Origin of the sequence: Micromonospora sp. NPDC047793, from assembly GCF_040642635.1 — a bacterium.
Taxonomy (GTDB): Bacteria; Actinomycetota; Actinomycetes; order Mycobacteriales; family Micromonosporaceae; genus Micromonospora.
The window spans coordinates 176,517-190,826 of record NZ_JBEYSG010000006.1; the positions used below are offsets into that span (position 1 = coordinate 176,517).

Annotated in this window: 13 protein-coding genes and 1 pseudogene; 6 read left to right on the plus strand and 8 right to left on the minus strand. The window is 73.2% G+C overall.

The window, feature by feature from the left end; translation table 11 throughout:
• Nucleotides 1-31: 31 nt before the first annotated feature.
• The 4 genes from ABZ738_RS15275 to ABZ738_RS15290 all read right to left on the minus strand — a co-directional run bounded on the left by ABZ738_RS15275 (nt 32) and on the right by ABZ738_RS15290 (nt 3,536).
• A complete protein-coding gene (locus tag ABZ738_RS15275; RefSeq protein WP_131052900.1) occupies nt 32-853 on the minus strand; it encodes a class I SAM-dependent methyltransferase in 822 nt (273 codons plus the stop codon).
• Between the two features lie 156 nt (nt 854-1,009).
• Nucleotides 1,010-2,047: a glycosyltransferase family 4 protein gene (locus tag ABZ738_RS15280; RefSeq protein ID WP_357213882.1), complete on the minus strand. Its 1,038-nt coding sequence runs from the start codon at nt 2,045-2,047 to the stop codon at nt 1,010-1,012.
• Between the two features lie 79 nt (nt 2,048-2,126).
• Nucleotides 2,127-2,552: a 6-carboxytetrahydropterin synthase gene (locus tag ABZ738_RS15285; protein ID WP_131057553.1), complete on the minus strand. Its 426-nt coding sequence runs from the start codon at nt 2,550-2,552 to the stop codon at nt 2,127-2,129.
• A 3-nt stretch (nt 2,553-2,555) separates the two neighbouring features.
• Nucleotides 2,556-3,536, minus strand: coding sequence for a zinc-binding alcohol dehydrogenase (locus tag ABZ738_RS15290; protein ID WP_357213630.1), 981 nt, complete (start codon nt 3,534-3,536; stop codon nt 2,556-2,558).
• A gap of 93 nt (nt 3,537-3,629) precedes the next feature.
• On the opposite strand from ABZ738_RS15290, the gene ABZ738_RS15295 reads away from it, so the two are divergent.
• Both ABZ738_RS15295 and ABZ738_RS15300 read left to right on the plus strand, forming a co-directional pair.
• Nucleotides 3,630-4,433, plus strand: coding sequence for a CDP-alcohol phosphatidyltransferase family protein (locus ABZ738_RS15295; RefSeq protein ID WP_131057547.1), 804 nt, complete (start codon nt 3,630-3,632; stop codon nt 4,431-4,433).
• A 200-nt stretch (nt 4,434-4,633) separates the two neighbouring features.
• Nucleotides 4,634-6,211: pseudogene (locus ABZ738_RS15300) on the plus strand (sulfatase-like hydrolase/transferase); the annotation flags it as partial.
• Nucleotides 6,212-6,261: 50 nt separating this feature from the next.
• Here the strand turns inward: ABZ738_RS15300 and ABZ738_RS15305 are convergent.
• The gene (locus tag ABZ738_RS15305) at nt 6,262-7,290 is read right to left on the minus strand and encodes an SAM-dependent methyltransferase (RefSeq protein ID WP_236145905.1); all 1,029 of its coding nucleotides are present in this window, start codon (nt 7,288-7,290) and stop codon (nt 6,262-6,264) included.
• A 148-nt stretch (nt 7,291-7,438) separates the two neighbouring features.
• Entirely contained in the window at nt 7,439-8,623 is a 1,185-nt protein-coding gene (locus ABZ738_RS15310; RefSeq protein ID WP_176094084.1) for a snapalysin family zinc-dependent metalloprotease, read from the minus strand.
• Between the two features lie 230 nt (nt 8,624-8,853).
• Between ABZ738_RS15310 and ABZ738_RS15315 the strand changes: the two genes are divergently transcribed.
• The 4 genes from ABZ738_RS15315 (at nt 8,854) to ABZ738_RS15330 (ending at nt 12,516) form a co-directional block, all read left to right on the plus strand.
• Nucleotides 8,854-9,423 carry a hypothetical protein gene (locus ABZ738_RS15315; RefSeq protein ID WP_131055046.1) on the plus strand — a complete coding sequence of 190 codons (570 nt, stop codon included), beginning with the start codon at nt 8,854-8,856 and terminating at the stop codon, nt 9,421-9,423.
• Nucleotides 9,424-9,531: 108 nt separating this feature from the next.
• Nucleotides 9,532-10,212, plus strand: coding sequence for a response regulator transcription factor (locus tag ABZ738_RS15320; RefSeq protein ID WP_357213635.1), 681 nt, complete (start codon nt 9,532-9,534; stop codon nt 10,210-10,212).
• 13 nt (nt 10,213-10,225) lie between these two features.
• Complete coding sequence (locus ABZ738_RS15325) at nt 10,226-11,632, plus strand: ATP-binding protein (RefSeq protein WP_357213638.1); 1,407 nt, start codon at nt 10,226-10,228, stop codon at nt 11,630-11,632.
• Nucleotides 11,629-12,516, plus strand: a complete 888-nt coding sequence (locus ABZ738_RS15330; RefSeq protein WP_357213641.1) for a Gmad2 immunoglobulin-like domain-containing protein — start codon at nt 11,629-11,631, stop codon at nt 12,514-12,516. Before ABZ738_RS15325 ends, ABZ738_RS15330 begins: the two co-directional genes overlap by 4 nt.
• Nucleotides 12,517-12,520: 4 nt before the next feature.
• Here ABZ738_RS15330 and ABZ738_RS15335 read toward each other — a convergent pair whose 3' ends face one another.
• Both ABZ738_RS15335 and ABZ738_RS15340 read right to left on the minus strand, forming a co-directional pair.
• Nucleotides 12,521-13,165: a response regulator transcription factor gene (locus tag ABZ738_RS15335; protein ID WP_131054743.1), complete on the minus strand. Its 645-nt coding sequence runs from the start codon at nt 13,163-13,165 to the stop codon at nt 12,521-12,523.
• Complete coding sequence (locus ABZ738_RS15340) at nt 13,162-14,265, minus strand: histidine kinase (protein WP_357213645.1); 1,104 nt, start codon at nt 14,263-14,265, stop codon at nt 13,162-13,164. The genes ABZ738_RS15335 and ABZ738_RS15340 overlap by 4 nt, the downstream gene beginning before the upstream one ends.
• Nucleotides 14,266-14,310: the final 45 nt, after the last annotated feature.

A 14,310-nucleotide genomic window follows, 5' to 3' on the forward strand; every position in this document is an offset into this window, starting at 1 on the left:
ACTGTACGCACGTAGTCGGCCGGCCACCGGTTCAATGGCACAGCGCGAGCAGGTCGACGTGATCGACCTGTACCCCGAGACGACCGGTTCTAGCCTCCTCGCGCCGACGACGCGCGTACTCCTCGGTGCGGTCGGTCAGCTCGGGCCGGTGGTCGCGGGCCGCGTCCAGCCAGCCGGCGAACCACTCCCCGGCCAGGTCGGCCTCGTCCGGCCCGAGCCGCCACGGGCTGGGCTGCACCCGCACCGGCACCCCGTGCCGGGCGAAGGCGGCGGTGCACGCCTGCACCGCGTCCGGGCCGAGCAGGTGCCGGCCCGCCACGGCCCGCCGCTGGTGGGCGTTGAAGGCCGCCGCCACCTCGTCGTCCAGCGGGTCGGACGGGGTCAACCGCACCCCGCCGGTCACCGAGATCAGGAACAGCGTCCGGGTGCCGGCACCGACACAGGCCGCCACGATGCGGTCGATCTCCTCGGCGGTCAGCATGTCGAGCAGCGCCGACGCGGTGACCAGGGCGGTACCGGCCAGGTCACCGTCGGTCAGCCGGGTCAGGTCCCCCGCCTCGGCGCGTACCGTGACCGCGCTGCCGTCGGCGGCGGTGGTGGGCATGTCGGCGCAGGCCCGGGCCAGCAGGTCGGGGTCCTGGTCGTGCAGCACCCAGTGCTGGGGGCCCGGCAGCAGCGGGGCCAGCCAGCGGCCCAGCGAGCCGGTGCCGGCGCCGAAGTCGCGCACCAGGTACGGGCCGTCGGTCAGGGTGGCCCGGACCGCGTCGACCAGCTCCGTCGACCGGGCCGCCACGTCGGCGGGTTCGCGCAGCGAGAGCCACTGCGCGAAGCCCGGCGGAAGCGAGAAGCTCATGCCGGCACTCCGCTCCGCTGCGTGCCGCCATGAGGCACCACCACCCTGCACCGATGATTCACTCGCTGACGCTTACTCATGCCGGCACTCCGCTCCGCTGCGTGCCGCCATGAGGCACCACCACCCTGCACCGATGATTCACTCGCTGACGCTCGTTCATGACGCCAATGCCTCCTTGAGGGCGGTGGTGATCCGGGTGGTGGTGGCCGTCCAGTCGTCGAGCGTGTCCCGACGCCGCAGGGCGGCCTCGCGCAGGCGTGCCCGCAGGGCCGCGTCGTCCAGCCAGTGCCGCAGCGCCCCGGCCAGCGCCTGCGGGTCCTCCGGCGGCACCAGCAGCCCCGGCCGTACGCCGTCGGGGGCGTGACCGAGGGCGTCGGGCAGCCCGCCGACGGCCGAGGCCAGCACCGGCATGCCTCGGGCCAGCGCCTCGGTGACCACCATCCCGTACGTCTCGCCCCGGGACGGGTGCACCAGCAGGTCGGCGGCGGCGTACGCGGCGGCGAGCCGGTCACCGGTGAGCGGGCCGGCCAGTCGTACCCGGTCGGCGAGCCGGTGCTCGGCGAGCCGGGCCCGCAGCCGGTCGACGAAGGGTGGGTCCCGGTGCAGCGGGCCCGCGCAGGTCAGCGTCCAGTTCCGGTCCGCGACCGCGGCGAGCGCCTCGACCAGCACATCATGGCCCTTGTGTGCGGCGACGGCCGCGACGCAGAGCAGTGCCGCGCCTTCCGGCGAACCGGGTACGGGCGGAGCCGGGTCGACCCCGGGCGCGGCCACGTGCACCCGGTCGGCGGGCAACGCGTACCGGTGCAGCAGCCGGTCGCGCGTCCAGGCGCTGGTGGCGACGACCGTGGTGGCCGCCGCCAGCGCGCGGGCCTCGGCGTCGTCGTCGCGGGGCAGGTGCACCAGCGGGACCAGGCGCAGCCGTCGGGCGTGTGCCACGAGCACGTCCGGGACCACCGAGGCGACGAGGCCGTCGATCAGCACCGGGGCACCGTCGGGGAGCCCGGCCAGCACCTCGGCCAGCGCGGCCTGCTCGGCCGGGGACGGCTGCGGCCAGCCCCCGGGCACGGCGTACTCGCGCACCGGCCAGCCGGCGGCGGCCAGACCGGCGCAGACACGCCGGTCGTAGCCGTTGCCTCCGCTGGGTGCGGCCGGGTCGTCGATGTCACCGGGCAGGATCACGTGCAGAACCGGCACGTGCGAGTCACCGGGCAGGATCACGTGCGGAACCGGCACGTGATCCTCGCCCGACGCGGGCGTATGCGGTACGACCACGTCAGGCGGCGCCCCCGCCGGACCCGCCGGGCAGTGACCGCTCGTAGGCGGCCCAGGCCACGTGCGACTCGTGCAGGGTCACGGTGATCCCGGTCAACCCGTGCGCGCCCGCTCCGAGCGCACCGGCGGCCACCGCGTCGGCGAGCCGGTCGGCGATGGTCCTGGCCAGTACCTCGGTGGTGGTGTTCGTGCCGGCGAAGGCGGGCTCGTCGTCGAGGTTGCGGTAGTTCAGCTCGCCGAGCACGGCCTTGAGCTGGTCGGTGGCGAGTCCGATGTCGACCACGATGCCGTCGGCGTCGAGGTCGGGACGGCGGAAGGTGGCGTCGACCACGAACGTCGCGCCGTGCAGCCGCTGGGCGGGCCCGAAGACGTCGCCCCGGAAACTGTGGGCGATCATGATGTGGTCACGGACGGTCACGCTGAACACGGTCTACTCCCCGTCGTAGGTGATGAGATGGCAGAGCGCGGGCAGGCTGCCCTCGCTCAGTCGGTGCAGGACGTCGGGCAGCTCCGCGAAGGGCGACCGCCCGGTGATCAACGCGTCGAACGCCGGATCGGCGAGCAGGTCGAGCGCGAGAGCCATCCGGTCGGCGTAGCTGCGACTGCCGCCCCGGGCGGGGGCGACCGTGCCGACCTGGCTGCTGCGGACGGTCAACCGCCCCGAGTGGAACGCGCCACCGAGCGAGAGCTGCACCTGGCGGTCGCCGTACCAACTCAGTTCCAGCACGGTCCCCTCGGGCGCGAGCAGGTCCAGGCCGCGTTGCAGTCCGGCGGCGGTGGCGCTGGCGTGCACGACGAGGTCGCGTCCCCCGGTGGCGGTCTCCGGCGTGGCGAAGTCCACACCGAGCGCGGCGGCGATCCCGGCCCGGGTCGGGTCGGTGTCGACGAGTTCCACCCGTACCCCGGGGAAACGGGCCAGCAGGGCGGTCACCGCGCAGCCCACCATGCCACCGCCGATCACGGTGACCCGGTCGCCGACCAGCGGCGGCGCGTCCCAGAGCGCGTTGACCGCGGTCTCCACCGTGCCGGCCAGCACCGCGCGGGCAGCCGGCACGTCCTCCGGTACGACCGTGACCGCGTCGGCGGGCACCACGTACGCGCTCTGGTGCGGGTGCAGACAGAACACCGTCCGCCCGCGCAGCCGCTCCGGCCCCTGCTCGACCGTGCCGACGCTCAGATAGCCGTACTTGACCGGGGCGGGGAAGTCGCCCTCCTGGAACGGGGCGCGCATGGTGTCGTACTGGCTCTCGGGGACCGCGCCGGTGAAGACGAGCGTCTCGGTGCCCCGGCTGACGCCCGAGAAAAGTGCCCGGACCAGCACCTCTTCCGGGCCGGGCGTCGGGAGGGTCACCGAGCGGATCTCACCACGGCCTGGCACGCTGAGCCAGAAGGCGCGAGCCGTTCGGGTCACCGAGTTCTCCTTTGCCTGGGTCCGGACCGAACCGATCCGTGATGTTTTCCGTACATCTCTGACAGGGTCGTCGATCATAAACACGGAGGCACGGTGTCCACAGTTCGAACCGGTCCGCAAATCGGGCTGATCGTTCAGATCGTCCTGCTGGCGGGGCTCGCCGCGACCGTCGGTATCGGGGTCGCCGGCTGGGTGGCCGGGCTCGCGTACGGCACAGTGACCTGCGCGGTTCTCGTCCGCGCCCTGCGCCGATCCGGCTCGGACCGGCTCGGACCCGCCGACTGGGTGACCATGGGGCGGGGGCTGCTGGTCGGCGGGGTCACCGCGCTGATCGCCGACGCGCTGATCGCCGGCCGCCCGGCGCCGGTGGTGGTGCTGGTCACGATGACCGTGGTGGCGCTGGCCCTGGACGCCGTCGACGGCAAGGTGGCCCGCCGCACCGGCACGGTCAGCGCCCTCGGTGCCCGGTTCGACATGGAGGTCGACTCGTTCCTGGTGCTGATGCTGAGCTTCTACATCGCCCCGTCCGTCGGCGGGTGGGTGCTCGCCATCGGCCTGATGCGGTACGCCTTCCTGGCCGCGAGCTGGGCACTGCCGTGGATGGACCGGCAACTGCCGCCCCGGTACTGGCGTAAGGTGGTCGCCGCGGTCCAAGGGATCATGCTCGCGGTCGCCGCGTCCCAGGTGCTGCCCGGGCCGTTGACCACTCTCGTACTGGTGGCGGCGCTCGGCATGCTGGTCGAGTCGTTCGGGCGGGACGTCGGGTGGCTGTGGCGGCAACGCGCGCCTCGGATCGTACCCGCGGTGGTGGTCCTGCCGGCGCCGGTCGTCGCTCGCCGGATCGATCGGATCGAGGACCGCGACATGCCACCCGCGCCTGTCCTGTCGCTGCGCTGACCCGGGAGAAGCAGTTGTCGAACTCCGACCCGGCCCCCACGCCGGGCACCGACCACGCCCGCACCACCGAGACCGAGCGACCGGACCACGAGCCCGCGTCCCCGCCCGCACCGGAGACCGCCGCCGAGGCGGAGACGACCGACGAGCCGGCGGCGGCGCCCAGCCGGCGGCGGGCGGTGCTGGCCCGGGTGGTGACCGTGCTGGCCGCCGTCCTGGTGCTGGCCACGTTGACGCTGCCCAACCGGCCGTGGCAGTTGGAACCGGGCACGTTCCTGCGGATCCCGCTGGAGGCGCTGCTGCTGGCCGCGCTGCTGCTGGCGCTGCCCGGCCGCCCCCGCCGGGTGGTGGCCGCCGTCTCCGGCGTACTGCTCGGGCTCGTCGCCATGGTGAAGGTCGGTGACATCGGCTTCTACTCGTCGCTGGGGCGCCCCTTCGACCTGGTGCTGGACTGGTCCCTGCTCGGCCCGGCGTTCGCGTTCGTGGCCGAGTCGGTCGGCCGGCCGGGTGCCATCGCGATCGCCACCGGGGTCGGACTGCTGCTGCTGGGCATCCCCGTGCTCACCGCGCTCTCCTCGGTCCGGCTGGCGGGGGTGCTGGCCCGCCACCGCACCGGCAGTACCCGGGCCGTCGTGTCGCTGGTGGTGGTCTGGGTGGTGCTCGCAGCCTTCGGGGCACGGATCGTGCCGGGCGTGTACGTGGCCGACTCCAACGCGACCACCCTGGTCCAGGAGCACGCCGTCGAGGTGTACGCGCGGCTGCACGACCGGGCCGCGTTCACCGAGGAGATCAACGTGGACCCGTTCCGCGACCTGCCCGGCGACCAGTTGCTGACCGGGCTACGCGGCAAGGACGTGCTGATCACCTTCGTGGAGAGCTACGGCCGGGACGCGGTCGCCGATCCGGACTTCGCCTCGATCCAGCGGGTCCTCGACGAGGGCGCCGGGCGCCTGTCGGCGGCCGGATTCACGTCCCGCAGCGGCTTCCTCACCTCGCCGACCATCGGTGGGGCGAGCTGGTTGGCGCACGCCACCCTGCTCTCCGGGCTCTGGATCGACAACAACCAGCGGCACCGCAACCTGCTCGCCACCGACCGGTTCACCCTGGGTGACGCGTTCCAGCGCGCGCAGTGGCGCACGGTCGGCGTGATGCCGGCGGTCAACCAGGCCTGGCCGGAGGGGGCGTTCTACGGGTACGAGAAGTTCTACGGCGGGCCCGACCTCGGCTACCAGGGGCCGAAGTTCGCCTTCGCGCCGATGCCCGACCAGTTCGCCATCCACCAGTTCCACCAGCGGGAGCTGGCCGCCCCCCGGGACCGCCCGGTGATGGCCGAGTTGGCGCTGGTCTCCAGCCACTCCCCCTGGACCAAGGTGCCGTCGGTGGTGGACTGGGACGACATCGACGACGGCGAGGTGTTCCAGCGCGGCATCATCGGCACCCCGGCCGCGCAGGCCCGCACCGGTTACCGGCACTCGATCAACTACACGCTGCGTACCCTCGTCTCCTACCTGGAGCGGTACGGCAACGACGACACGGTGATGGTCATCGTCGGCGACCACCAGCCGGCGCCGGTGGTGACCGGGGAGAACCCCAGCCCCGACGTACCGATCCACATCGTGGCCAAGGACCCGGCGGTGTTCGCGCAGATCGAGGACTGGAAGTGGCAGGAGGGTCTGACCCCGGACGCCGACGCCCCGGTCTGGCGGATGGACACCTTCCGCGACCGGTTCCTGACCACCTTCGGGCCGGGCAACTCCCGCTCCCAGGCACAGGGCCGCTGACCTGCCCGTGGTCCCGCACCGACCGCTGACGGCCGGTGCGGGACCACGGATCAGCCGGGTTTGCGGGCGACCAGCACGTCGCGGACGATCGCCTGGTCGACCCGGTGGGACAGGGCCTGCCAGGGGCCCTCGTCGAGCACGTCGAGACCGGCGGCGGTCAGCCGCTCGGCGGCGGCCTCCCGCCGGGCCACGTTGGTGTTCCAGGAGATGCCGAGGGCACCGCCGGGGCGCAACAACCGCGCCCATCCCGGCACGGCGGCGGTGAGCAGCGCCAGCGGGTCGCGGGCCAGACCGGTCTCGGCGGTACGGCTGCCGTGCTGCACCCCGTACGGGGCGTCGGCCACCACCACGTCGACGGTCTCCGGGCGGAAGAACTCCCCGACCCGGGTGGTGTCGGCGCTGACCACGTCCACGGTCTGCACGTCGCCCGCCTTCTGCGCCTCCTTCGAGGCGGCCACCTCGACCCGCAGCCGTTTGCCGACCACCTTGCGTTCCCGACGGACCGCCCCGGACTCCAGCACCCGGTGCTTGACCCGCTTGCGCTTGAGCCAGGTGCTGAGGAACGTCTGGTACGCCTCGAAGTCCTTGCTGTCGCGGTCCAGGCCGGCGGCGTCGAAGCCGTACATCATCGCCTGGTTGACGGTGGTGCCCCGGCCGCAGAGCGGGTCGAGCACCCGGAACCGTCGGGTGAGCAGGTCGTCGGCCCAGGCCGAGGCGAGCAGGGTGACGTTGAGCAGCAGCTTGGTGAACTGCTCGTTGGTCTTTCCCGGGTACTTCTGGATGGTGATCAGGTCGTCGTCGAAGCGGTCCAGAGGCGTCAACGGCACCGGCCGCAGCAGGTCACCGACGAACCCGAACAGCGCGTACGCGCTGGACAGGTTGGCCAGCAGCGCGGCGTCCCGTTCACTCAGTCCGCCGTCGACCTCGAACGTGACGTACGGGACGCCGCCCACGGCGACCGTCTCCACCGCCCCGATCCGTCCACCGAGCACGCTGCTGCCGAAGATCTCCAGCTCGGCCCGCGTCAGCTCCACCGCCGCCCCCGAGTACACCCGGTTACTCGAAGGCAGGATCAACACCCCATACCGCTCCACAACCAGGCACTATCCCACGCCCCCGCTCCCCCACCTGCACCCCGGCCCCCCGACGCGATCATGGAGTTGTGGTACCGCGTGCGCCGCACCTCGCGGCCGTCCGGGCACCACAACTCCATGATCGCGGGACTCGTCAGACGGGCAGGCCGCCGACCTGCGTGTTGATCCAGGAACGGATGGAGGGGAGGTCACCGTAGATCGAGGGCGCGGTGGCGCAGGTGGAACTGTTGTTGCCGGCCCGACTGGTCGCGCCGATCACCTGCCACACGCCGTTGACCCGGCGCACCTGCGGGCCACCCGAGTCGCCGTAGCAGGCCCCGGCGTTGCCGTTGGTGTTGTTGGTGCAGATCTCGTACGGGCCGTTGATGCCGCTGCACCGGCTGTCGGCCACGATCGAGGTGTCCAGTTCGTTCGCCGTGACCGGCGCGGAACCGCAGCCACGCGGCGCGCAGGTCTGGCCCCAGCCGATGATGCGGGTGGCGGTGCCGACCGCGCCGGAGGTGGACGGGATCACCGCCGGCGCGTAGCTGACCGAGCTGGAGAGCTGGAACAGCTTCACGTCGATGGTGGGGTGGTTGACGGCCCGGCTCACGCCGGCCACGACGCCGCCGCTGCTGCGGTTGACGCTGCCCACCCGCACCGACGAGGGGGTCGGGCAGTGCTTGGCGGTGACCACCCAGTTCGCCTTGATCAGCGTGCCGGTGCATCCGGAGGTGTAGACCAGCCACGGGTAGTTCTCGGTGGCCGGCCGACCGCCGACCACGAAGGTGCCGAACTCCCCGTCCTCGGTCCAGGTGTACGACTGGGCCACGTCGGCCGTGCTGCGGCTGCCCGCGAAGAGCTGGTTGACCCGGCTGGCCTCGGCGGCACTGGGGTTGGCGTTGGTGCAGGAGACCGGGGCGCTGCTGCCGGACATCAGGTCCGAACAGAGCCCGGTACGCCGGTCGGGCAGCCCGAGGATGTGGCCGAACTCGTGGGTGGCGATGCGGGTGCGGTGGTAGCCCTGGTCGACGGCCTGCCACCCCATCCAGATCCGGCCGGAGCCCAGCCCGGTGACCTGCGCCCGGGGCCAGCCGGTGTCGACCAGGATGGTGACGTTGGCCGGCGTACCCGGGACCAGCCGGACGTTGCTGACCCGGCTGTTCCAGATCTGGGCGGCCTGGTCGAAGTTGGTCCGGAACTCGCCGGCCCGGCTGGCGTCGTAGTACACGGTCCGGGCCGCGGCGGCGCCGGTGGCGGTGACCACCTGCACGCCGGTCGCCGCCAGCACCGCCGCGAGCGCGGCGGTGGCCGCGCGCAGCAGTTGTCGTCGGATCATCAGGTACTCCCCTGCGGACTGCGCGGCGCGCCGATACGCCGCGATCGATGTGCGTGAATATTAATGGCCGCCTCCCGTCCGATGTCATCGCGAAAGCGTCATACCGCCCGGGAGCTGTTACCCGGGTGTTGCGTAACAGTGAAAGCGCGGTGGCAGACCGTGACGACCGTGGACGCACGAGGTCACGCCCGCGCCCCGTCCGGCGCCGGGCGGACGGATGGGAGACGACGATGAGGACCAGAAGGACCCTGACCGCACTGGTCGTGGCGGTCACCACGCTGCTGGCCACGACCGCGACCGGCACACCCGGCACGGCGGCGACCGGTACGCCGTACTGCGGGATCACCTGGGGCAGCGGGGACCGGACCGCCGGCGCGTCGAGCAGCGCCCCGCTCGTCGAGGTACGCACCGGCCGGCACGAGTGCCACGACCGGGTGGTGTTCGAGTTCGACGGCACGGTCAGCGGCTACTCGATCGGGTACGGCGAGACGTACACCGAGGGCGAGGGACTGGCGCTGTCGCCGTACACGGCGGGTGGCGCGCTGCTGCGGGTCTCGCTGCGGGCCCCCGCGTACGACGAGGCGCACCTCGCCACGGTGCCGTACCGGGTCGGCGACCACGTCGCCACCGTTTTGCGCTACCCGACGCTGCGCGACGTGGTCTTCGGCGGCAGCTTCGAGGGCTACACCACGTTCGCGGTCGGCGTCCGCGCCCGGCTGCCGTTCCGCGTCACCGTCCTGCCCGGCCCGGGTACGCACACCCGCATCGTGCTCGACGTCGCCCACCAGTGGCAGGAGTGACCCTCCGTGCCGGGCCGCATGTAAGGAGGGGTCCCCTGCTATGCACCAGGCGATAGCAGGGGACCCCTCCTTACACCAACGGCGGAGCGGGATTACGCTGGGTGCATCATGGACGGCCACGTGCTGGTGGTCGAGGACGACGCCTCCATCCGGGAGGTCGCCGCCCTCGGACTGCGCCGCGCCGGGTTCCGGGTGGAGACCGCCGTCGACGGACGGCAGGGCCTGGCTGTCTGGCGGGCCGGACCGGTGGACCTGATCGTGCTGGACGTCATGCTGCCGGGGCTGGACGGCCTCGAGATGTGTCGCGAGGTCCGGCGGTCCAGCGCGGTGCCGATCCTCATGTTGACCGCGCGCACGGACACCATCGACGTGGTGGTCGGCCTGGAGTGTGGCGCCGACGACTACCTGCGCAAGCCCTTCGACCTGCCGGAGCTGGTGGCCCGGGTGCGGTCGGTGCTGCGGCGCACGGTCGCCCCGCCGGATCCGGGGCCGCTGCGGGTGGGCGGTCTGGAGATCGACCCGGGGGCGTTCGCGGTCCGCCGGGACGGCGTCGACCTGCCGTTGACCATCACCGAGTTCCGCCTGCTGTTGGAGCTGGCCCGCCGCCCCGGGCAGGTCTTCACCCGCGAGTTGCTGCTGGACCGGGTCTGGGACCACCGCTTCCTCGGCGACAGTCGCCTGGTCGACGTGGCCGTGCAACGACTCCGCGCCAAGATCGAACCCGATCCGGCCCACCCTCGGTTGATCCGGACCGTACGCGGCGCCGGCTACAAGTTCACGGCCGGCTGACCGGGCGACCGCGATGGGCACCGACACCGTGCGCCCGGGCCGGCTGAGACGCCGGTTGACCATCGCTTTCGTCCTGGTCGCCGGGGTCTCCGCCGGGGTGCTCGCCGGTGGGTCGTACCTGCTGCTGCGGCAGGCCCGCTACGACGCCTCACTGCACGCCGCCGCAGCCGACGCCCGCTACCGACTGGTGCTCGCCGGTCAGTTCCTGCCGCTGACCGAGCACCGCCGCACCGAGCTGCTCACCAGCTTCGAGAACAGCGGACGCCACGTGGTCCTGGTCGACGATGACGCCTGGCCGTCACACCCGGCGTACGCGCCGCCGCTGGGCGCACCGCTGCGGGCCACCGTGGCCGCCGGGCAGCTCGGCTACGAACGCCCCGCCGGAGGTGACGAGCTGCTGGTGGTGGGCGGCCGGATCCCCGGTTCCACCGCCGAGTTGTACGTCGTCACCGGCGAGGCCGGTCTCGCCGCCGATCTGGGCCAGCTCCGCACCGCCCTGACGGTGGGCTGGATGCTGGTGATGCTGCTCGCCGCCGCCGTCGGCCACGCGTTGGCGCGGCGCACCCTGGAGCCGGTGGGACGCGCCGGCCGCGCCGCCCGGGCGATCACCGAGGGGCTGCTGGCCACCCGTCTGCCGGTGCGGGGGCGCGACGAGTTCAGTGCCTGGGCGGTGGCGTTCAACGAGATGGCCGAGGCGCTGGAGGCGAAGATCGCCGACCTGCACCAGGCTCGGGACCGGGAGCGGCGGTTCACCGCCGACGTGGCGCACGAGCTGCGTACCCCGGTGACGGCCCTGGTGGCCGCGGCCTCGCTGCTGCACGACCACCTCGACCACCTGCCCGGCGACGCCCGGCGCGCCGCAGAGCTGCTGGTCGACGACGTGGTCCGACTGCGCCGACTGGTCGAGGACCTGATGGAGATCTCCCGGCTGGACGCCGGCCAGGAGGTCGTCACCGACGTCGACGTCGACGCCCCGGACCTGCTGCGCGCGATCGTCGCGGCCCGGGGGTGGCGGGACCGGGTCGAGGTCGACGCGGATGCGGTCCGGGTCCGCACCGACCCGCGCCGTCTGGAACGGGTGCTGGGCAACCTGGTCGCCAACGCGGTGCAGCACGGCGGTGGCGCGATCCGGGCCCGGGTGGTCCGCGCCGGTGACCGGGTGCTGTTCGACGTCGACGACCAGGGGCCGGGCATCCCGGCCGCACACCTGCCCCGCCTCTTCGACCGGTTCCACAAGGTCGATCCGGCCCGTTCCGGCGGCGGCAGCGGGTTGGGCCTGGCCATCGCCCGGGAGAACGCCAGGCTGCTCGGCGGCCGACTCACCGTGCAGAGCGCCCAGGGCGTCGGCACCCGCTTCCGCCTCGACCTGCCCGACCACGGCGAGGTGCCCGGGGAATCGGCCGACAGCGGTGCCGAGTGAGCCGGCGTCGGCACCGCGTGGCCGGGGTGACCGTCGTCCTGCTGCTCCTGGCCGTGGGCTGCGCGCCGTCGCGGTCCGGCTCGCTCGGCCCGGCACCCACCGGCTACCCGGCGGCCCCCACCGGCGCGGTGAGCACCAGCGCCGCGCCGACCCCCGGCACGCCGCCGACCGCCACCGGCCCCGCCTCCGCACCATCGCGCGCCGGGACGCCGACCACCCGGGCCGCGACGCTCACCCTGGAGCTGTGGTACGTCCGGGACGGACGGCTCGCCCCGACCCGGCGTACCCGGCCGACCACGCCCGCCACCTCACGCCTGGCGCTGGCCGAGCTGGCCGCCGGACCGACCCGTCCGGAGGCCGACACCGGTCTGGTCACGCTGCTGCCCGAGGGGGCGCAGGTGAGCCGGATCGCCGCCGGGGTCGCCACGGTACGTCTGCCCGACGTGCCCGATCCGGCCGACGCACGGCTGTGCGAGGCGCAGGTGGTCTACACGCTCACCCAGTTCGCCACCGTTCGGCGGGTCGACTTCGGCACCGCCGCACCGGCCGGCCAGGCCGAGTACGCCGACCTGCTGTCTCCGGTGGTGGTCGCCGAGCCGGTCATCGGCGCACGGGTGAGCAGCCCGATCACCGTCTCCGGCAGCGCCGACGTGTTCGAGGCGACGGTCAGCGTCCGGCTGCTCGACGCCGCCGGTCGCACCCTCGCCACCGGCTTCACCACCGCCACCTGCGGCACCGGCTGCCGGGGCGGTTACCGGCTCACCCTCGCCTACCGGTCGGCCCGGGAGCAGCCCGGCACCGTCGAGGCGTACGAGGTGTCCGCCGCCGACGGGTCCCGGACGAAGCTGGTCGCCGTACCGGTGACGGTGGCCGCCACCCGGTGAGCCGTCAGTCGAGGAGGCCCTCGTGCAGGGCACGCAGCACCGCGTTCGTCCGGTCCCGCGCGCCGAGCTTGGTGAGGATGGTGGAGACGTGGTTCTTGACGGTCCCCTCCGCAAGGAACAGCACCTCGGCGATCTCCCGGTTGCTGTAGCCGTGCGCGACGAGCCGCAGCACCTCCTGCTCGCGTTCGGTGAGGCCGGGTACGGGCCCGGCGTGCGGCCCGGCCGGTGACGGCCCCGACCGGATCGCCCGCAGCATCCGGTCGGTGATCGACGGGGCGATCAGCGTCCCGCCGTCGGCGAGCGTGCGGATGGCCCGGGTGAGCTGGTCCAGCGTCACGTCCTTGAGCAGGTAGCCACGGGCGCCCGCGCGCAGCGCCGCCAGCACCAGCTCGTCGTCGTCGAACGTGGTCAGCACCAGCACCGGGATCTCGACCTCGGCGGCGCGGAGTCGTTCGAGCGTCCAGATGCCGTCGAAGCGGGGCATCCGCAGGTCGAGCAGGATCACGTCCGGCGTGGTCTCGGCGACGACCGCCAGTGCGGCCCGCCCGTCGTCGGCCTCGCCGACCACGTCGATGTCGGCTACCTCCAGCAGCCCCCGGATGCCCTGCCGGATGAGCGTCTGGTCGTCGACCACCACCACCCGGGTCATGCCGCCGGCACCCGCGCGGTCACCCGGAATCCGGTCCGCCCGTCGACGGCGAGGTCACCGCCGAGCGCCTGGAAGCGTTCGCGTAGCCCCCGCAGCCCGTTGCCGAGCACCAGGTCCGGTGCGCCGTGCCCGTCGTCGCGGGCCTCCAGCACGGTGCCCCGGGCGTCGGCGGTCACCGAGATCCACAACTCCCGCGCCCCGGCGTGCCGGATGGTGTTCGTGACGATCTCCTGGGTGGCCCGCACGAACGCCGCGCTCTCCTCCTCGTCGACCCGCACGGTCGGCGAGACGTCCACCGACACGTCGAGTCCCGGCAGGTCGCGGGCCATCCGCCGCAACGCCTGCTCCAGGTCGGGCGGTTCGGTCCGCAGCCGGCCGACCGTGGCGCGTACGTCGCCGAGCAGTTCGCGGGCGACCCGGTCGGCCCGTTCCACGTGGGTACGCGACGCCTCGCCGTCGAGGTGCCGGGCCGTCTCCAGTTCCAGCGTCAGGACGGTCAACTGGTGACCGATCTGGTCGTGCAGCTCCCGCGAGATCCGCAGGCGCTCGGCGGTCCGGGCGGACTCGGAGAGCAGCACGCTCGCGGCCTGCAACTCCACGTGTGCCTCGGCCAACTCGCGGCGCATCCGCTGCTCGCGGAGCAGGGTGCTCGAACTGAGCAGGCTGGCCAACTGGATGAGCAGGTAGAAGCCGACCACCACGACCGCCTCCGCCGACCGGAGCGCGGTCGGCGGCAGGCCCACGGCGATCACCACGGTGTTGAGGACGACGAGGACCAGCCCCACCTTCAGGGGCAGCAGGTACACACTGACCGCTGCGGTGAGCACCAGCAGCACCGGCAGCAGCCCCGTGTTGGGCAGTGCGAGAACCACCGCCCAGGACGCCAGCACGGCCACCGCGAACGCCCCGGTACGCAGCGGACCGGCCCGCTCGATGGCGAGCGAGGTGAGCAGCGCGACGAGGTGGAGGAGGAACAGCGCGATCCACAGAACCCGGGGGATCTCGGTGTCGACGGCCCCGAACAGCACGGGCGCGGCGACGCCGACCGCGACCACGAGCATGGCGATGCCGGACCACTCCTCCGTCCCGAAACGTCGCACGCCCCCACTCTAGGGCGGCCCGTGTCGGGCGCACCCGTGCCGGAA

Coding starts and splice junctions, on each gene's coding strand:
- ABZ738_RS15275 (WP_131052900.1), bottom strand. CDS start 853: ATGAGCTTCTCGCTTCCGCCGGGCTTCGCGCAGTGGCTCTCGCTGCGC.
- ABZ738_RS15310 (WP_176094084.1), bottom strand. CDS start 8,623: ATGATCCGACGACAACTGCTGCGCGCGGCCACCGCCGCGCTCGCGGCG.
- ABZ738_RS15315 (WP_131055046.1), top strand. CDS start 8,854: ATGAGGACCAGAAGGACCCTGACCGCACTGGTCGTGGCGGTCACCACG.
- ABZ738_RS15320 (WP_357213635.1), top strand. CDS start 9,532: ATGGACGGCCACGTGCTGGTGGTCGAGGACGACGCCTCCATCCGGGAG.
- ABZ738_RS15325 (WP_357213638.1), top strand. CDS start 10,226: ATGGGCACCGACACCGTGCGCCCGGGCCGGCTGAGACGCCGGTTGACC.
- ABZ738_RS15335 (WP_131054743.1), bottom strand. CDS start 13,165: ATGACCCGGGTGGTGGTGGTCGACGACCAGACGCTCATCCGGCAGGGC.